This is a genomic window from Gemmatimonadaceae bacterium (assembly GCA_036496605.1).
Lineage (GTDB): Bacteria > Gemmatimonadota > Gemmatimonadetes > Gemmatimonadales > Gemmatimonadaceae > AG2.
The window spans coordinates 174,527-194,145 of record DASXKV010000035.1; the positions used below are offsets into that span (position 1 = coordinate 174,527).

Sequence of the window (19,619 nt, forward strand, 5' to 3'; positions counted from 1 at the left end):
CGGTGACGGAGTTCTCGCTCGCGGACATCGTCGGCGTGCTCACCTCGGCGGAGTTGCTGGTCGACCGGCGTGGTGATCTGCCGCTATCCGCGCAGGGAATCACCGATGATAGCCGACTCGTTCGGCCCGGTACGCTCTTCATCGCCGTTCGTGGGACGGAACGGGACGGGCATGACTATCTCGAGATGGCACGGGCGGCGGGCGCGGTCGCGGCCATAGTCGAATCGGCGGATCGAGTGCCAGAAGGGCTGCCTGCACTCGTCGTGCACGATGGCCGGCGTGCGGCGCCACTCGCTGCGGCCGCGGCGTACGGCTGGCCCGCAAAATATCTCCAGCTCGTCGGCGTCACAGGCACCAACGGAAAGACGACGACGGTGAACATGCTCCGCCACATCCTCGAGGGTCGCGAGGCAGGCAGTGCGTCGATCGGAACGCTCGGGGTGCTGGTGGGCAGCGCCGGCGAGCCGGTGGAGGGCGGCGGAGGCCTAACGACGCCCGGACCCGTCGAGCTGCAGCGTCTTCTCCGAGTCCTTGTCGACGCGCGAATCGGCAAGGTGGCGATGGAGGTATCGTCACACTCGCTCCATCAGAGCCGCGTCGAAGGCGTGCAGTTCGACGTGATCGTCTTCACGAACTTCACGCGCGACCACCTCGATTATCATCGGACGATGGAGGAGTACTTCCGCGCGAAGGCCCGGCTACTCGACTATCTCAAGCCCCACGGCACCGTCGTATACAATCTCGACGAGAAGGCGTGGACCGCGCTACGCACGGATCGACGGCGCGTCGCGTTCAGCGAGCGCGTGGTGAGCGCCGAGGTGCACTGCGAGGGGGTGCAATTCGGTCCGCGGGGCAGTGAGTGGACGCTCGCGCTCGGCAACGAACGCCTGCCGGTGCACCTCCCACTCATCGGTGACTTCAACGTCATGAATGCGCTCGGTGCCGCGGCGGCGGCGTATGCGTTAGGCACGTCGACTGCCCAGATCGCCGCGCGGCTCTCGTCCTTGCCGCAGGTGCCTGGCCGTCTGGAATTGCTGAACGAGTCGCCGGCGGTCTTGCGCGATTATGCACACACGCCGGACGCACTCGAGCGTGCACTCCAGGCGGTGCGGCCGTTCACGCACGGACGTCTTCTCGCGGTATTCGGCTGCGGCGGCGATCGTGATCGCGGCAAGCGACCGGTCATGGGTGAGATTGCCGAACGGCTCGCCGACCACGCGATCGTCACGAGCGACAATCCCCGCACGGAAGATCCGGAGCGGATCCTCGACGATATCGAAACCGGAATGCATAGCGGCACCCACGAGCGAATCACCGACCGGCTCGAGGCAATTCAGCGGGCGCTCGCGATCGCGGAGCCGCAGGACGTCGTTCTTCTTGCCGGCAAAGGGCACGAGACGTATCAGGTCCGCGGGACCACGAAATACCCATTCGATGAAAAGGAGATTGTAAAATCACTCATGTCGACGCCATCGTCGAAGCACGCATGAACTTTTGGAGCTGGGACCGCGTTGCCGATGCGCTGCAGCCGTTCGCGGCGGTGAACTTGCCACGGGGCCTTGAGTCGTTTGCGCGCATCTGGAGCGACACGCGTACGATTGCCCGCGGCGACCTGTTCGTCGCGCTCGTCGGTGAGCGATTCGATGCCCACGAGTTTCTTCAGCAAGCCGTGGCGAGCGGCGCCGGCGGTCTCGTGGTGTCGCGCGCCGAAGGCACGCGCGGGCTCGGCGTCCCCGTGTTCGAGGTGCGCGACACGCTCGTCGCGCTGGGTGCACTCGGGCGATATCGACGCTGCGCATGGGGAAACCCGGTCGTCGGCGTCGTCGGTACGAACGGCAAGACGAGCACGAAGGAGCTCCTGAAGGCAGCGTTAGGCAGCACGCTCTCGACGCACGCGACGTATGGGAATCTCAACAACCTCGTCGGAGTGCCGCTCACGCTGCTGGCCATCCCCGACGAGGCGGACGTCGCCGTCATCGAGATGGGCACGAACCAGCCCGGAGAAGTGGCGCGTTTACGCGCCGTCGTCGAGCCTAACGTGACCGTCGTCACCTCGATCGCCGAGGAACATCTCGAGGGCCTTGGCGATCTCGCGGGTGTGATGAGAGAGGAGCTGGCGGCCTGCGACGGCGTCGCAATGGCGGTGGTTCCCGCGAGTCAGCCGGACGTTGTCGCCGAAGCACGCAAGCGCGCCCGGCGTGTGATTGCCGCTGGCGTGGACGAGGGTGATCTTCGCGCCGACCAGTGGACGCTGGACACGGATGGAAGTGGCCGCGTGACGGTTGGCGGCAAGGAGGTTCGCGTGCCGCTGCGCGGTGTTCATAACTTACGAAACACGATGCTTGCCCTGGCGGTCGCTCGCGAGCTTGGCGTGCCGGTCGAGCGCGCCGCCGAGGGGATTGCGCGGATGTCGGTCCCACCCATGCGCTCGAACGTCGAGCAGCTCGGCCAAGCGACGCTCGTCAACGACGCGTACAACTCGAACCCCGGCTCGGCCCGGGCCGCGCTCGAGCTGCTGCAGCATGCCGGCCGCGGCCGACAACGCGTTGCCGTGCTGGGTACCATGCTCGAGCTGGGGCCGAGCGGTCCGTCGCTGCACGAGTCGCTGGCCCGCGACGCCTTGGCATCACCGATCGAGGTGCTCGCCGGCCTTGGCGAGTTCGCCGCTGCCTTCGACCGAGCCGCCGACGCCTCGGCGCGACAACGCCTCGTGACGGCCGACGACGTGGAGAGTCTCTGGAATCGGCTCGCGTCGCGTCTCGAGCCGGACGCCGTTATCCTGCTCAAGGCGTCGCGCGGGGTTCGGCTGGAGCAGCTGGTTCCGAAAATCAGAGAGTGGGCGGCAGGAAAAGGGGCTAAGGGCTAGGGTTTGAGGGCTAGCCATTGCCTCGATCTCGAACCTTGACGCTTTCATCACCCAAGAAGCCCAATCCCACGAGAAAGCTGACGCCGATCCCTAGCCCCAGACCCTGACCCTTTGCTCTACTATCTCCTAGTCCCGCTCATTCCGAAGTACCGCGTCTTCAACCTCATCACCTACATCTCCTTCCGTGCGGTCATGGCGGCGGTGACGGGGCTGATACTGTCGTTCATCCTCGGCCCGATCATTCTCAGTGCGCTGCGTCGTCAGGCCGTGCATCAGGTCGTCCGGGAAGGAACGCCCGATACCCACGCGTCCAAGGGCACGACCCCGACGATGGGTGGGCTGATCATCATCGCCTGCTCGATCATCCCGATCCTACTATGGTCGCGCTTCAGTCTGAGACGACCGTACGTGCTTGTGGCCATGTTCGTCATGCTCTGGATGGGCGCCATCGGTTTGCTCGACGATTATCTCAAGCTCAAACAGAAGCGGGAAGGGAAGAAGAACAGCGGCCTCGTCGAGCGCTACAAGCTGGCAGGCCAAGTGATCATCGGTGTCGCGCTCGGATGGTATTTGTGGAAGGATCCGCTGGTGCCGTACCTGCCGGGCGCGTCGACGTCGGTGCCGTTCTTCAAGTACGTCGTCGTCGTTCCCGCCGCGGGCTTCGCGTGGCTCTATGTCGTGTTCACGACGTTCATTCTCACGGGGACGAGCAACGCCGTGAACATGACCGACGGCCTCGATGGCCTGGCTGCGGGGCTTGGCGCGATCGCGTTCGCCACCTTTGCGATCTTCAGCTACGTGATGGGTCGCATCGACGCGAGCGCGTATTTACAAATGTTCTATTTGACCGACGCGGGCGAGCTGACGATTTTTTGCCTGGCCATCGTTGGCGCGTTGATTGGCTTTCTCTGGTTCAACACACATCCCGCCGAAGTTTTCATGGGTGACACCGGCTCCCTTGCGCTGGGCGGCGCGTTAGGCGCCGTCGCCATTCTGCTCAAATCGGAGTTTCTGCTTGCTTTCGTGGGTGCCGTCTTCGCGGCCGAAACGATGTCGGTGATTCTGCAGCGCTACGTGTTCAAGTATCGGAAAAAGCGCTACGGCCTCGAGTATGCGAAGGCTCACCGGGTTTTCCGCCGTGCACCCCTCCATCATCATTTCGAGATGCTGGGATGGGACGAGGCGAAAGTCGTGGTTCGTTTCTGGATCATCGGGATTCTCTGCGCTTTCTTTGCTCTCACGACCATCAAGCTCCGCTAAGACCGTGACCGTACCACAACAGAGACGCGTCTCGGAACCGGCGATGCCGGCGGGGTGGCTCAACGGAGAGATCGCCGTTATCGGTCTCGCGCGCAGCGGACGTGCCGTTGCGACGCTGCTCGCGCGCACGGGCGCCGATGTTTATGCCTCCGACTCGGGAACTGGGAACGCGCTCGAATCCACGGCCGCCGCCCTTCGCGACGAAGAGGTGAACGTGCAGATCGGGACGCACGACCTCGAGCGGATCGCCCGCGCGTCGCTCGTCGTCGTGAGTCCTGGCGTACCGCCGTCCGCGGCCCCACTCGCCGCCGCACGTGCGCGAGGCATCGAGATCGTGAGCGAGGTGGAGATCGCGCTGCGCATGTTGCCCAACTTGCGCTACATCGCGATCACCGGCACGAACGGCAAAACGACGACGACCGCGCTCACCGCTCATCTGCTCTCCGCACTCGGCCATCGCGCTGTGGCTGCGGGCAACATTGGGCTTCCGTTGGCGGAGGTCGCCCTGCGTCCGACTCCGCCGGAGTGGGTCGCGCTCGAGATCTCGTCATTTCAACTGCACGACACGCCGAGTATCGATCCCCGCGTCGGTATTCTCACGAACCTCTCGGCGAACCACCTCGATCGTTATGCAAGCATCGAGGACTATTATGGCGACAAGGCCCTTCTGTTTCGTAACGCGACCGCCGCGTCGCATTGGGTGACCAATGGCGACGATGTCGTCGTCGAGGCGTTGGCAGAAGCCGCTCCAGGAGTCCACGGTCGGTTTTCCGTGCGCGGCCGGAGCGACGCGTGGGTCGATCGCTCGCGCGGGATGCTCGAGGTGCTCGGCGAGCCGCTCCTGGCGCGCAGCGACTTGCCGCTGATCGGGGATCACAATGTCGCGAACGCGCTCGCGGCCGCGCTGGCCGTTGCGCTCGCGAGTGAGTCACATCGCACGCCGCAAGCGTTAGGCGCGGTTGCGCGCGGCCTCCGCACGTTTGAGGGCCTGGAGCATCGCATCGAGATGGTCGCCGAGGTCAACGGCGTGCTGTGGATCAACGACTCGAAATCGACGAATGTCGCATCCACGGAAGTCGCGCTCCGCGGCATGACTCGGCCAACGGTGCTCCTCCTCGGCGGGAGACACAAAGGCGAGCCATACACCTCGCTCGTGAACGAGATTCGCCGCACGGTAAAGGTTGTGCTGGCGTACGGAGAGTCCGCGCCGATCGTCGAGGGCGACCTCGGGAGCATCGTCCCCGTGGAGCGGCTCGGGTCGTCATTCTTGGACGTCGTCGCGGCGGCGCGCCGCGCTGCGGCGAGTGGAGACGCCGTGCTCCTCTCACCGGCGTGCTCGAGCTACGACATGTTCGAGAACTATGAGCAACGCGGACGCGAGTTCAAGCGACTCGTGAATCAAAGCGGCGCCACCAAACGGCCGTCGGCGCTCAAGCGGGATACAGCGAAGTGAGTGGAGGCGCAGCATTGTGAAGGTTGGTAGCTCTGTTCGTGAGGACGGCGTCACGCGCGCGTCAACGCTCCCTCCTTCGCGCGCCGAGACGACCGCTGTGAGTCAGCGTGCCGCCGAGTCGCGCCGCAACCAGCGCAGCCGATGGAAGATGGGAGTGGAGGCGCAAGGACTGATGCTCGTCAGCTCGGTGCTGATCGCATACGGACTCGCGGTCCTGTACAGCGCCAGCGCGCTGGTGGCGATGAACGAGAACCACGGAAGTGCCTATTACCTCCTGCGCCAGCTCGCAGGTGTCGCCGCTGGCGTCGTTGCCTTCGCAATCGTCGCGAAGGTGGATGCGGAGAAATGGCGCGAGTGGGCATGGCCGCTGATGTTCCTCACGATCGCGACAATGGTGCTGACGCTCGTTCTGCCGGACTCCATCGCGCCGCGCATCAACGGATCGAAGCGGTTTCTCTTCGGGAGCTCGTTTCAGCCGTCGGAGCTCGGCAAGCTCGGTGTGATCGCGTGGTGCTCGATGCTCGTCGTCCGCAAGGGCGATTCGCTGCGACGCCTAACGAAGGGGCTCGTGCCTTTCTTGCTGATCATCGGCTTGCTCGACGTCCTTGCGGCGCTCGAGCCCGATCTCTCCGTATCGATGTTGTACACGTTGCTCATGGCGCTGCTGCTTTTCGTTGGCGGCGCGCGCATGAGTCATTTCGTTGCGCTCGGCGCCCTCGCCATACCGGTGCTTTGGCACAAGATCGAGCGCGTGCAATACGCCCTGTTGCGGCTCTCGAGTTTCCTCGATCCGGGCGGCGCACCCGGCGCGGTCAATTACCAGTTGAAGCAGTCGCTCGTCGCCGTTGGCTCGGGCGGTGCCTTCGGCGTGGGCTTTGGCGAAGGTCGGCAGCAGGCAGGGTTTCTACCGTATCCGTACAGCGATTTCATCGCGAGCAACATCGGCGAAGAATGGGGCTTCGTCGGTCTCGCCGCGATCGTCGTTGCATTCGGGGTGTACGCTCTGCTGGGCTTTCGAATCGCTCGTAATGCGCGCTCGCCCTTCCTGCAGCTGCTCGCCGTCGGATTGACCTTCGTTACGGTCCTCACTGCTTACCTGCACGTCGGCGTCGTCATCGGGCTGCTGCCCACGACGGGTCTCACGCTGCCGTTCGTCTCGTACGGCCGATCGAATCTCGTGCTCACGATGCTATTCACGGGAATTCTGGTGAACATCGGCAGCAGCAGGGAGCGCGTACTCGGCAGTAGCGCCACCGATCCATTGGCAACGCCCGCAACGCGGTGATCGAACCTCGACGCGTCGAGAGCACAGGGCCGCGTGTGCTGTTCGCCGGCGGTGGCACTGGCGGTCATCTGTATCCGGGTCTCGCGATCGCGCGCGCCTTGAAACAGCTGCGACCGGATGTTGAGCCTTTCTTCATCGGGGCGCGGAGAGGGATCGAGCGCGACATACTGCCGGCGACGGAATTCCCGCACGTACTGCTTGATCTCCATCCGCTGTACCGCACGAAAGTCTGGAGCAACTGGAAAACTGCGCGCGGCGCCGTCGGTGCGTGGCGTCAGCTCAGTCACCTTGCGCGGGAGCAGCAGCCGGCCGCCATCGTCGGCACGGGAGGCTACGCATCGGGCCTCGCTCTCGCATACGCCGCCGCGCATCGCATTCCCTACGTGCTCCAGGAACAGAATAGCTTTCCAGGCCTAACGATGCGCTTCTTCTCGCGATGGGCGCGCGCAGTCTATCTCGGGTATCCGGAGGCAGTGCGCTATCTCCCGAAGGCGAATCAATCGACGCTGATCGACACGGGCAATCCGATCGAGCCGCCGCCGCGAGATCGACCATCCCGAGCCGAATCTCGTCGACAGTGGGGACTCCCGCCGACAGGTGGGCGCGTTCTGCTTGTCTTCGGCGGCAGCCAGGGCTCCCGCGCGATCAACTCCGCCGTAGCGCAGTGGCTCCGCTCCGGTCAGCGTCCAGCGGACTTGTATGTGATCTGGGCGACCGGGAAAGGCACGTACGACGAATTTGCCTCGCTGGCCAGCGATGCCGTCATCATCCGGCCGTACATCGCGCCGATGCGTGATGCGTATGCCGCCGCCGATCTCGCCGTAGCGCGTGCCGGCGCGATGGGCACAGCGGAGCTCTGCGCCTGGGGAATTCCGGCGATTCTCGTCCCTTTGCCGACGGCGGCCGCGGATCATCAGGCGATCAACGCGCGCACGCTCGCGGCGGTGGGCGCGGCGATTTACATCCCACAAGTCGATTTCACGGCGAAGCGACTCGATACCACGCTACGCGAGCTGTTGTCACAGCCGGAAGAGCTCGCGCGACTCGCGCAGGCTGCCGCATCACGGGCGCGCCCGAACGCGGCGATGGACATTGCTGGGCGCATCGCTGAGATGATAGGCGGAGCCACCTAGCACCTGTCACCTATTGCTAGATTGCGGCGCTCATGCGCCTTCTGGATTCCGACGACCCACGCCCGGTCCATTTCGTCGGCATTGCCGGCGCCGGCATGAGCGCGCTCGCCGAGCTGTTCGTGCGGCGCGGAGTTGCCGTAACTGGATGCGACGCGAACCCCGGTGAAGCGGACGACCTGCGGCGACTCGGCATCAAAGTCGGGCCGCACGATCCGGCTCACGTCGATGGCGCGCGCGCGCTCATCGTCACGTCGGCGATGCCGAAGGATCATCCGGAGCTACAGCGTGCGCGTGACTGCGGGCTGCCAGTGATACGTCGCGCGGAAGCGCTCGGCGAGGTCACACACGGCCGAGAGCTCGTCGGCGTTGCCGGCACGCACGGAAAGACGACGACGACCGTGATGACGACGGAGGCGCTCGCCGCCGCCGGTCGCGATCCGACGGCGCTCGTCGGTGGCCGCGTCGGCGCATGGTCCGGCAACTTGCGCAAAGGCACCGACCGGTTGTACGTCGTCGAAGCGGACGAATACGATCGCTCCTTTCTCGCGCTCGCGCCGACGGTGGCTGTCGTGACGAACATCGAACCCGATCATCTCGACATTTACGACGGGCTTGCCGATATCCGGCGGGCGTTCTCGCAATTTGTCGGAGGCGCCCGCGCGATTGTCCTCTGCGCCGAAGACGCCGGAGCTGCGGGTATGCGCTTGCCCAGTGGAACAGAAGTAGTCCGCTATGCGATTGCCGACGGCACACCGGAGGCGCCGGCGCTGCGCGACGCGCGACTCATCGGGCATCCGGTGCGCGATACGCCGAACGGCAGCGCCTTCGAGCTGGAGTACGACGGTGAAACGTTAGGCAGCGTGGCGTTGCGCGTGCCTGGACGTCATAACATGCTCAACGCCCTGGCGGCGCTCGCGAGTGGTCTGATGCTCGGTGCGCCCGCATCGGACCTGGCGCGTGGGCTGGCGTCTTTTCGCGGCGTCGAGCGACGCTTCGAGCGAATCGGCGAGGCGCGCGGCGTCACGATCTTCGACGATTACGCGCACCATCCGACCGAGATCGCGGCGACGCTCGCCGCCGCACGCGGCGCTTTTCCGCTGCGTCGCATCGTCGTGGCGTTCCAGCCCCATCTCTTTTCGCGAACGCGCGACTTCGCTGCCGAGTTTGCGGGCGCGCTCGGCGCTGCCGACGCGGTTTTCCTCACCGAGATCTATCCCTCGCGTGAAAAGCCGATTCCAGGCGTGACGGCGTCGCTCATCGCCGACGAAATGCAGTCCGCGTCCGCGCGTCTCGTTTGGCGCGGCGAGCGTTCTGACGTCGCGCGGGCGCTCGCATCCGAAGTGCACGAGGGCGACGTCGTCATTACGATGGGCGCGGGCGATATCACTCGTACTGCGCCCGAGTTGCTCGCGCTGCTCACGGAGCGACAATGAGCGAGGCAGCGGCCGCTGGCGCTGATGCCGGTTGGTCCAAGGGTCGCGTTAGGCTCACGTTGATCGTCAGCGCCGTCGTGCTCGTCGCCGGCGCTCCCTTCTGGGGACCGCTTGTCCTGCGGCAGCTCTCATTTTTCCGAGTTCGCAAGGTCGAGATCGTCGGCGCGCATTACATTTCCGTGGGCGACGTCATGGATCGTCTGCACGTGGATACGACGGCATCGGTCTGGGATCCGACCGGTCCTCTGGCGGCGCGCCTCGCCTCTCATCTCCAGCTCCAGAGCGTCTCGGTGCGGAGAAAGCTGCCCGGAACGCTGGTCGTCGAGATTCAGGAGAAACTTCCCATTGCCCTCGTGCCGACGAACGACGGGCTGCGCGCGTTCGACGCCGAGGGAACGCTGCTGCCGATCGATCTCGCACGGACGCCGATCGACGTCCCCATCCTTCCGCGACGCGATCTCGGGCTGTTTCATCTGCTGAGTGCCTTGCGCAATGAGGCACCTGCGCTCTACGATCGCCTGAGCGAAATCCGCATCACGGCTTCAGACGAGGTGCTACTGCAGTTCGCCGACACACCCGTGCGTGCGATGCGCGACGTGACGTCGGCGCGGCTCGCGGAGATTGCCGCTGTTGAAGACGACCTCACCCGTCGCGGTTTGCACGCGGCGGAAATCGATTTGCGCTACCGAGACCAGGTCATCGCCAGACTGCCATGAATCCGGAACGCCTCGTTGCTGGACTCGACATCGGATCCGCGAAGACGACCGCGATCATCGCGGAAACGACAGGGGATCTGCCGAAGCACCCGTCGATCAAGCTGCTCGGCGTCGGCCAGGCGCGAACGACGGGGATGCGTCGCGGTGTCGTGTCCGATATCGAGGAGACGACGCGCTCGATTCGGCAGGCGCTACAGGACGCCGAGCGCATGGCCGGGACCCAGGTGCAAGAGCTGTATGCCGGCATCGCCGGTGAACACGTGCAGGCAATGACGAGCAAAGGCATCGTCGCGGTGAGCGGCGAGGAGATCAACAAGCACGACATCGATCGTGCAAACGAGGTCGCGCGCGCGCAGGCAATTCCGACGGACCGCGAGCTGCTTCACGCGATCCCGCAGGAATACACCGTCGATCGAAACACCGGGATTCGCGATCCCATCGGCATGATCGGAACACGTCTCGAGACGGAGATGTATCTCGTGACGATCGGTAGCTCGCCCGCGCTCAACCTGCGCAAGTCGGTCGAGCGCGCTGGCTACCGCGTGCGTGAGCTCGTTCTCGAGCCGCTCGCGAGCGCGTTGGCCGTCCTCACCGAGGACGAAAAGGAGCTCGGCGTCGCGCTGGTGGAGATGGGCGCGGGCACGACCGATCTCGCGCTCTTTCACGAGGGCAAGATCCGCCACCTCGGCACAGTTGCCTTCGGCGGCAACAACGTCACCAGCGACATCGTGCACGGATTGGGCGTGACCCAGGCGGACGCCGAGCGACTCAAGGAGCGATTCGGCTGCGCGTATGAGCCGCTAGTCGATCCGTCGGACGTGATTCAGCTCCCGAGCACCGTCGCGCAGGGGGATCGCCACATTCCGCGCGAGCTGCTCGCCCACATCATCCATCAGCGCATGGACGAGATCTTCGATCTCGTGCAGCGCGACATCGCGACCGCGGGCTACGCTGGGAAACTGAGCGCGGGTGTGGTGCTCACGGGGGGCGCGGCAGCGATGCAGGGGGTCGCGGAACTGGCGAGCGATGTGTTCGGGACGGGTGTGCGCGTCGGTCTTCCGGCGGAGAACATCGGCGGCTTGAGCGACTCCGTGGAAGCACCCCGCTTCGCCACGGCCGTGGGGCTCGCTCAGTACGCGGCGCATCGCGTCGCGCTCGGCGCTGCGGGTGCGGGTGTGCGCCGCCTCACAGCGGGCGGCGGTGGCGTCGGGAAATTTGCGGAGAGGGTGAAGTTCTGGTTACAGGACTTCTTCTGAGTAGTTCGTCGTTCTCGCCGACGCCGGCTCCCGCTCATAACCGGCTCTCAAAAAGCGTCAGCACGAACTAACGCGAATTCGTGGCGCGAGGCATGCGATTCAAGTGCCGCTAAACTCGCACTGAAATTCCAGCGCGACACGTGTGCGCGACATTTCTCTCTGTCGCTCACACAAAGCTGTCGTGCGTGATTCGTACTGTGGAAAACTTTCCGTGTTACCCTCGTGATTCTTCGCGCGATCCCTCGTCAAGCGAAAAGAAAAAAGCTTCTCGCACGCACAGAACGCATTATATTGCCGAGGCGTTTTCCACCGGCGGTGCGTAGCTACTCCCTCCTCGTTGACCGCTTCGAAACACGCACGAGTCGTCCTCACCCCGTGGTTCCGTCCCCACCAAACGCCGTACGGGAGCTTCACTCTCAATGATCTTCGAGTTCGAAGAGAGCGCGACGCTAAACGCTCGCATGAAGGTGGTGGGCGTCGGCGGTGGTGGTGGCAACGCCGTCAATCGCATGATCGACGAGCATCTGGAAGGCGTCGAGTTCATCTCCGTCAACACGGATGCGCAGGCGTTGCTCGCGTCGAAGTCCGACGTGAAAATCCAGATCGGCAAGAAGCTGACGCGCGGACTCGGCGCTGGCGCGCGGCCCGAGATCGGCCGGCAAGCGATCGAGGAGAATCGCGAAGAAGTTTCGCGGACGCTCACGAATTCCGATCTCGTCTTCATCACCTGCGGCATGGGAGGCGGCACCGGTACGGGTGCGGCGCCTGTCGTCGCTGAGTTGGCGAAGGAAGCGGGCGCGCTCACGGTCGGCATCGTCACGAAGCCGTTCCTCTTCGAGGGGCGCAAGCGCATGCGCCAGGCAGAGCAGGGCATTGCCGACATGCGCAAGAACGTCGACACGATGATCGTCGTGCCCAACGAGCGGCTGCTCGCGGTCGTTGGAAAGGGCATTCCATTTCAGGATGCCTTGAAGAAGGCGGATGAAGTCTTGTTGCATGCGACGCAGGGCATCTCGTCGCTCATCAGTGTGACCGGCCTGGTCAACGTCGATTTCGCCGACGTTCGCACCGTTATGCATTCAGGTGGCTCGGCGCTCATGGGCACGGGCATCGGCCGCGGTGAGAATCGCGCGATCGAGGCGGCACAGCAGGCGATCAGCTCGCCGTTGCTCGACAACGTGAGCATCTCCGGTGCGACCGGTGTGCTGGTGAACATAACCGGCGGCGCCGATCTCACGTTAGGCGAAGTGCATCAGATCAACGAGATCATCCATGACGCCGTCGGTGACGACGCCGAGATCATCTTCGGCGCGGTTCACGAGCCGGCGATGCAGGGAGAGATCCGTGTCACGGTCATCGCGACCGGCTTCGACAAGGCGATGCAACCGATGCTCGTCACGCCGGTCCAATCGCTGACGGCGACGCCTGGTCCTGGTGCGAAGAGCTCTCCTGTGATTCCGTTCCCCGCCAATCGTCCTGCTCGTGTGAGCGGCAGCCCCAACGGACGAACGTCGTCGACCGACGCGCCGCGTCCATCACGACCGGGCCCGCTCGACAAGGGCACTCAGGATCTCAGCGACATGGAGATCCCGACGTTCATTCGGAGGCAGATGGATTGAAGGGCGTGATCGAACGCGCCGTCACGTATGGCGTGGCGGCGATTCTCGTCGCCGGGGCATTGTACCAAACGCCCCGGCTCCCCGACAAAAAACCCGCTGAAGAGCTGCTCGGCCCGCAACGACAGAGCATCGCCACCCTCCCCGTGACGGTGCTCCGCGAGCGAATCGACACGCTCGCCAGCGGTGAGTCGCTGCGCAGCGTGTTCGCGCGCGGCGGTGTGAGCGAAGTGCTTGCCACGCAAGCGCTCAAGGCGTTGACGATCATCAACCCCGGCCGAGTGCGCGCGGGAATGCCGATCGCGTTCCGGTCGCCCGCGCCCGACTCGGCGCCGACCGAGATCGTCCTGCATCTCGCGATCGACCGGCTGTTGCACCTCAAGCGCGACGGCGCCGCCTGGACGGAATCCGAGGAGCAGTTGCCGTGGAAGACTGACACGATCGTCGTCAGCGGCAACATCGCCTCGACGCTCTACGAAGCGATGGACTCCAGTGCGCAGTCGATTCTGACGCCCCAAGCGCGCCAGCAGCTCACCTGGTCCCTCGCGGACGTATTCGAGTACAAGATCGACATGAGCCGCGACCTTCAGCCCGGCGATTCGTTCCGTGTAATGGCCGAGCGCTCATCGTCATCGAACGGCGCAGTGCGGATCGGAAGGATTCTCGCGGCGACGTTCACGCTGTCAGGCACCGCGCTGCAGGCCATTCGGTACGCGAGCCGCAGCGTGAGCGGCGACTTCTTCGACGCAAATGGCAAGTCGCTTCGCGCGGCGTTTCTCCGAGCGCCGCTCGAGTTCCGGCGGATCTCGAGCACCTTTGGTGGTCGCTTCCATCCGATCCTCGGCGTCTGGAAGCAGCACAAGGGGACGGACTACGCGGCGGCTTCCGGAACGCCAGTCCGCGCCATTGGAGATGGTGTGGTGGTTCGGGCCGGCTGGGGCAGCGGGTACGGTAACGTACTGGAGATTCGCCATCGCAATGGCTTCGTATCGCGCTATGGCCATCTGCGCGGGTTCGCGGCTGGCTTGCGTGTGGGATCGCATGTGGCCATCGGCCAGACGGTCGCCTACGTCGGGATGACCGGACTCGCTACGGGTCCGCATCTGCACTTCGAGGTGCTGGTCGACGGCGTACAGCGCGATCCTCGATCGGCGCTACGTGATCGGAGTGGCGATCCAGTGCCGTCGTCTGAGCGGCCGGCGTTCGAGCGCCAGCGCTCGCAGTTGATGGCGTTGCTCGAGGCACAATCTCCCGAGACCGCTACCGGACTCGCTGAGCGTTAGCAGTTCGTACGCTCCGCGTCGGGACGCTTCGTCGGTCGTGCATGCCCGGCTAAACTTCGCGCATGTCATCGTGGCTCCTCGCCGCGCTAGCCGGTCTTCTCTTCGCCATCCTGCAGTACGCGGGACGCGACTTTCGTTTGGGCCTGCGGGCGATCGCACCCGCGCTGCTGCGCTTCGGTGCGGTCGCGATCCTCGCGGCGCTTTTGCTCGACGCACCTGCTGGTCCGCGCAAACCGCTCACGACGTGGGTTGCGCTCGATGCGTCGGCGAGCTGGCGACGAGGTGGCGACGCGCTGCCATGGCAGCAGGCGTGGCGAGACGTCCGCGTCGCGAAGCCGGAGTCGCTGTTTCTCTTCGGTGATTCGTTACGGGCGATCCGCACCACCGATAGCCTAACGACGCCAGGCGACCTCTCCTCCATCGTTCGCCCGGCGGTTGAGCGCGCGCTTGGCCGAGGCCATCCACTCGTCGTCGTCACCGACGGTGAGCTCGCGGATCCGCAAGCGCTATCGGACCTGCCGGCCGGCTCGCGCGTCGTGGTCGTGAATCATCCGCAGGCTCCTGACCTCGCCGTCGCGTCGCTCGAGTTGCCTCGTGCGATCGTGAGCGGTGACACGGTCGAGGTCCATGTCGGCCTCGTTGCCGGCGCAAAGGGCTCCGCGCCCGGGAAGCTCACCCTCACGGTTGGCGACGCCGCCGTACTTTCCGTCCCCGTCGACAGCCTCGGCCCATATGCGGAGCGTCCCATCCTGGTTCGTGCGAGAGTCGAGGGACGCGAAGGACCAACTGTCGTGCGTGCGATCGTAAAGAGCCCGGGAGACGCCGAGCCGCGCAACGATACGCTGTCGATGGCGGTGGATCTGTCGCGTGCCGCGAGCGCGGTGTTCGTCTCCACGTCACCGGACCTCGACGCTCGTTATGCACTCAGCGTGCTTCGCGGCGCGCTTGCGGTTCCAACGCGCGGCTATTTTCGCGTCGCGCCTAACGCCTGGCGGGTGGATGGGTCGCTGGCCCCGGTATCGGAGGCGGACGTTCGCACCGCGTTCCGCGAGGCACCCGTCGCCATTCTCCACGGAGACACGGCCGCGTTCGGACCGCCGCGTGCGGCGACGAGGGGACCGTTGGCACTCGTGGTTCCAGCGACCACGAGCGACGGCGAGTGGTATGTCGCTGCCGTCCCGCCTTCGCCCCTCGCGCCGGCGCTGAGCGGCTTGCTGTGGGACAGTCTGCCGCCGATCGCCGTCGGCAGCGTTTCTCCCGCGGGCCAGTGGCGTGCGCTCGAAGTGCGCCTTGGTCGGGAGGACGATCGACGTGTCATCATCGCCGGCACCGATACTCCGCGGCGGGTCGTCGTCGTTGCCGCGTCCGGTCTGTACGCCTGGCGCTCACGGGGCGGTCCCTCCGCCGACGCTTTTACCGCGCTCTGGGGCAGCCTCTTCGACTGGCTCGCGGCAGAGCGGGCGGACCGCCGGGCCGCGGTGCCGACGGGCCTCGTGCTTCGCGCCGGTGAGCCGGTGCGGTGGCATCGAGGGAGCGCCAGCGACTCATCCGTGCTCGTGGTGCTGCGCCGACTCGGCGCGACAACTCGCGTCCGCGCGGATTCAACCCGCGTAGATTCGATGACGCTTCGCTTCCGCGCCGATGCAAACGTCACCGAGAGTCCGGCGCTTGCTCCCGGGATCTACACTGCGACGGTGCGCGGAGGCACGACGATGCTCGCGGTCAACAATTCCCGAGAGTGGCTGCCGAGTCCCCCGCGCGTTCGCGCCGGCGCAATCAGCGGTGGCGTCCCTGTCGACTCGGCTCCGCGTCTCCGAACGGCCGGCTGGGCGTACGCGCTGCTGGTGCTGTTCCTCTGCGCGGAATGGGTCGTGCGCCGACGCATCGGAATGCGGTGAGCAGAGGGTTGAGGGCAGAGGGCAGAGGGCAGAGGGCAGAGGGCAGAGGGCAGAGGGCAGAGGGTTGAGAGCAGAGGGTAGTTTTCGCTAACCCGCAACCCGCAACCCACAACCCGCAACCCACAACCCACAACCCGCAACCCGCAACCCGCAACCCGCAACCCTCAACCCTGGCCCCTCGTCGACCCTCACAGTGCGTCTTCTTCGTAAGAAATCCGATTCGCCGCGTCGCTCGCTCTGGCAGCGCATCAAGGACGTGGCTCTCATGGACGTCGGCGTCGCCGTCCGCGGCGTCGAGGCGGGATCGCTGGAACGGCTCGAGGAGTTGTTGCTCGAGGCTGACTTCGGCGTACCCGTCACACTGCGTCTGGTCGAGGACGTCGAGCGACTCGCGCAGCGCGGCGACGTCAAGACGCGCGACCAGTTTCAGGAGGCGTTGCGCCGTGGCGTCGAAGACGCGCTACGCGCCGGAAACAGCGATCCGCGCCTAACGGCGCCCAGCGGTGCGCCGTTCGTCATTCTCATCGCCGGCGTGAACGGTGCCGGCAAGACGACCTTCATCGGGAAACTCAGTGCGGAATTTCACCGTGAGCGCAAGCACGTACTCGTCGCGGCGGGCGACACCTTCCGCGCGGGCGCCATCGATCAGCTGCGACTCTGGGCGGAGCGTACGGGCGCCGAGTTCGTCGGCGCGCGCGCCGGCAGCGATCCTGCGGCCGTCGCCTTCGATGCGATCGACGCCGCGATTGCTCGTAAGGCAGACGTCGTCATCATCGATACCGCGGGCCGGCTGCACACCAGCGAGAACCTGATGGACGAGCTCAAGAAGGTCGCGCGAGTCATCGCGAGGCGCTTGCCAGGAGCGCCTCACGAGACGTTGCTCGTCCTCGATGGGACGATCGGCCAGAACGCGGTGCAGCAGGCGAAGACGTTCGCGGCCGCGGTTCCTGTCACAGGACTCGTCGTCACAAAACTCGATGGAACAGCGCGCGGGGGTATTGTAGTCGCCGTGCACGAGGCGATCGATGTGCCCGTGAAGTTTCTCTCCGTCGGAGAAGGCGCCGACGACATCGTCGCGTTCGACGCAGCGGCATTCTCCGAGGACCTTCTCAGCGACGAGTGAGCGCCCCGCGGATGTCGTCACCGCAATCGCGCCCGGGAGCGGGACAGCGGCTCTTTCTCGATACCGGCATCACCTATCTCAAGGGTGTCGGTCCCGCTCGCGCGGAGGCGTTCCGGCGACTCGGCGTCATCACCGCGGGCGATTTGCTATACCACATTCCTCATCGCTACGAAGACGCGAGCACCGTTGCCGCGATCGCGTCGCTCGAACCGGGCATGCAGGGCACGGTCATCGGCCGCGTGATCTCCAAGGGGATCATCCCGACCAGACGAGGCCTGCGAATCTTTCAAGCCGTCCTTCGCGATGAGAGCGGAATGATCGAGGTCTCATGGCCCGGCCAGCCCTTCCTCGACCGTACGATATCCAAGGGCGACACGCTGCTCGTCACCGGGAGCGTGCGCTTCTTCCACGGTCGCCAGCTGCAGCCTCGCGAATTCATCAATCTCGGCGACGACGAGAGCGGAACCGCCGAGGGCCGTGTGCTATCGGTGTATCCGGCGACGGAGGGTCTGTCGTTCAAGATCATCCGGTCGATCATCGACAACCACCTCGACGCGTTGCTGCCGCTCGTCAGCGAGTACTTGCCTAACGACGTCCTCGCGGCGGCTCAGGTGCCGGCGATCCGTGATGCGTTGCGCATGGTGCATCGACCCGTGTCGCTCGCGGAAGCGATGCGTGGCCGGGAGCGATTGGCGTTCGAGGAGCTGTTCTTCGTGAACTTGCTCCATCTCCGAGCGAAATCACTCGCGCGCGAGGAGCGGCGCGGCATTCGCTTCGAGAACAAGCGCCAACTCACCACCCGGCTCAAGGACAACTTGCCCTTTCAGCTCACGGGCGCTCAGACACGCGCGACGCGCGAGATCTTCGCCGACATGTGCAGCGAGCATCGCATGCAACGGCTCTTGCAGGGTGACGTCGGCAGCGGCAAAACGATCGTCGCCCTCTTCGCTGCGCTGCTCGCGATCGAGAACGGCTATCAGGCGGCGATCATGGTGCCGACCGAGTTACTCGCCGAGCAGCACTGGCACACGATGACGACGCTCCTCGCGCCATCGGGTGTCGAGCCGCTCCTGCTCACGGGAAGTCTCTCGGCGCGGGAGCGAAAGGACGTCGCGCAGCGACTGTTCTCGACCGACCCGGTGCTCGTCATCGGAACGCACGCGCTCGTTCAGGAGGCGACGCTGTTCGCGCGCCTCGGTTTCGTCGCTGTCGACGAGCAGCATCGCTTCGGCGTCGAGCAGCGCAAGGCGCTTGCGGCGAAGGGTGAAGCGCCGGACGTGCTCCTCATGACAGCGACACCGATTCCGCGCTCGTTGGCGCTCACACTATACGGTGATCTCGATCTGAGCGTGCTCGACGAGCGGCCACCAGGTCGTCAGCCCGTGATGACGGCCATGCGGCGCGAGTCGGCGCGCGATCGCGTGATGCTGTTCGTCGATCGTCAGCTCGAGGAGGGGCGCCAGGCGTACATCGTCTATCCCGTGATCGAGGAATCCGAGAAGACGGACCTCAAGGCGGCAACGACGATGTACGAGGCGCTTGCCGCCGGCCCCTTCGCGCAGCGACGAGTTGCCTTGCTCCACGGCCGCGTCGACGCCGCACAGCGCGATGCGATCATGCGGCGTTTCCGCGATCGCGAGATCGACGTGCTCGTCGCGACGACGGTGATCGAAGTCGGCATCGACGTGCCTAACGCGACGGTCATGGTCATCGAGCATCCGGAACGGTTCGGTCTGTCGCAGTTGCATCAGTTGCGCGGACGCGTCGGGCGCGGCGCCGAAGAGTCCTTCTGCATCCTGCTCGGCGACGTGAGTCCGGATGCGGCCGATCGATTGAGAGTCTTCTCTTCGACTGACGACGGCTTCGAGATCGCGCGCGCGGATCTGCGGATTCGCGGCATGGGCGATCTGTTCGGCGAGCGACAGAGTGGCGTGCCGACATTCCGCGTTGCCGATCCGCTCAGGGATGAGGCACTCGGCGAGCGCGCGCGACTCGCCGCCGAAAGTCTGCTCGTGCACGATCCCGATCTCGGCGCGGCCGAGCAGGCGGGACTTCGTCGTGTGTTAGGCGAGCGTTACCGGCGATCGCTCGAGCTGTTCAGGGTTGGCTAACACCGTCTGGACATGATGGTGGTTCGTTCGTCCTCGCGTAGAGGCCTCATCGCGTTACAAGCATCTAGAAACGGTAGATGCGAACTCCAAGGAGTGCCTGCCCTCGAGGCTGAAGCGACGAACGAGGGATCTGCTTGTCGGATCACTCAGGCCGTGGCTGACTACTTCACTCAGGAGTGAAAGCGA

Annotated in this window: 14 protein-coding genes; all 14 read left to right on the plus strand. The window is 65.2% G+C overall.

Going from position 1 to position 19,619, the window contains the following annotated elements:
- Window positions 1-2: 2 nt before the first annotated feature.
- Window positions 3-1,490: a UDP-N-acetylmuramoyl-L-alanyl-D-glutamate--2,6-diaminopimelate ligase gene (locus VGH98_14495; protein ID HEY2377181.1), complete on the plus strand. Its 1,488-nt coding sequence runs from the start codon at window positions 3-5 to the stop codon at window positions 1,488-1,490.
- Window positions 1,487-2,866, plus strand: coding sequence for a UDP-N-acetylmuramoyl-tripeptide--D-alanyl-D-alanine ligase (murF, locus tag VGH98_14500; protein HEY2377182.1), 1,380 nt, complete (start codon window positions 1,487-1,489; stop codon window positions 2,864-2,866). The genes VGH98_14495 and murF overlap by 4 nt, the downstream gene beginning before the upstream one ends.
- Window positions 2,867-2,977: 111 nt before the next feature.
- Window positions 2,978-4,126: a phospho-N-acetylmuramoyl-pentapeptide-transferase gene (gene mraY / locus VGH98_14505; GenBank protein ID HEY2377183.1), complete on the plus strand. Its 1,149-nt coding sequence runs from the start codon at window positions 2,978-2,980 to the stop codon at window positions 4,124-4,126.
- Between the two features lie 4 nt (window positions 4,127-4,130).
- Window positions 4,131-5,579: a UDP-N-acetylmuramoyl-L-alanine--D-glutamate ligase gene (murD, locus tag VGH98_14510; GenBank protein ID HEY2377184.1), complete on the plus strand. Its 1,449-nt coding sequence runs from the start codon at window positions 4,131-4,133 to the stop codon at window positions 5,577-5,579.
- Window positions 5,580-5,676: 97 nt separating this feature from the next.
- Window positions 5,677-6,864, plus strand: coding sequence for a putative peptidoglycan glycosyltransferase FtsW (locus tag VGH98_14515; GenBank protein ID HEY2377185.1), 1,188 nt, complete (start codon window positions 5,677-5,679; stop codon window positions 6,862-6,864).
- Entirely contained in the window at window positions 6,861-7,997 is a 1,137-nt protein-coding gene (locus VGH98_14520; GenBank protein HEY2377186.1) for a UDP-N-acetylglucosamine--N-acetylmuramyl-(pentapeptide) pyrophosphoryl-undecaprenol N-acetylglucosamine transferase, read from the plus strand. Before VGH98_14515 ends, VGH98_14520 begins: the two co-directional genes overlap by 4 nt.
- A gap of 32 nt (window positions 7,998-8,029) precedes the next feature.
- Complete coding sequence (murC, locus tag VGH98_14525) at window positions 8,030-9,430, plus strand: UDP-N-acetylmuramate--L-alanine ligase (GenBank protein ID HEY2377187.1); 1,401 nt, start codon at window positions 8,030-8,032, stop codon at window positions 9,428-9,430.
- Window positions 9,427-10,146, plus strand: a complete 720-nt coding sequence (locus VGH98_14530; protein HEY2377188.1) for an FtsQ-type POTRA domain-containing protein — start codon at window positions 9,427-9,429, stop codon at window positions 10,144-10,146. Before murC ends, VGH98_14530 begins: the two co-directional genes overlap by 4 nt.
- A complete protein-coding gene (gene ftsA / locus VGH98_14535) occupies window positions 10,143-11,402 on the plus strand; it encodes a cell division protein FtsA (protein HEY2377189.1) in 1,260 nt (419 codons plus the stop codon). The genes VGH98_14530 and ftsA overlap by 4 nt, the downstream gene beginning before the upstream one ends.
- A 419-nt stretch (window positions 11,403-11,821) precedes the next feature.
- Window positions 11,822-13,021, plus strand: a complete 1,200-nt coding sequence (gene ftsZ / locus VGH98_14540) for a cell division protein FtsZ (protein ID HEY2377190.1) — start codon at window positions 11,822-11,824, stop codon at window positions 13,019-13,021.
- Window positions 13,022-13,026: 5 nt separating this feature from the next.
- Window positions 13,027-14,301 carry a M23 family metallopeptidase gene (locus VGH98_14545; GenBank protein ID HEY2377191.1) on the plus strand — a complete coding sequence of 425 codons (1,275 nt, stop codon included), beginning with the start codon at window positions 13,027-13,029 and terminating at the stop codon, window positions 14,299-14,301.
- A 62-nt stretch (window positions 14,302-14,363) separates the two neighbouring features.
- The gene (locus VGH98_14550; GenBank protein ID HEY2377192.1) at window positions 14,364-16,199 is read left to right on the plus strand and encodes a hypothetical protein; all 1,836 of its coding nucleotides are present in this window, start codon (window positions 14,364-14,366) and stop codon (window positions 16,197-16,199) included.
- Between the two features lie 193 nt (window positions 16,200-16,392).
- Complete coding sequence (gene ftsY / locus VGH98_14555; protein ID HEY2377193.1) at window positions 16,393-17,322, plus strand: signal recognition particle-docking protein FtsY; 930 nt, start codon at window positions 16,393-16,395, stop codon at window positions 17,320-17,322.
- An 11-nt stretch (window positions 17,323-17,333) separates the two neighbouring features.
- On the plus strand, window positions 17,334-19,433 hold the full coding sequence (gene recG, locus VGH98_14560; GenBank protein ID HEY2377194.1) for an ATP-dependent DNA helicase RecG: 2,100 nt from the start codon (window positions 17,334-17,336) through the stop codon (window positions 19,431-19,433).
- Window positions 19,434-19,619 lie beyond the last annotated feature (186 nt).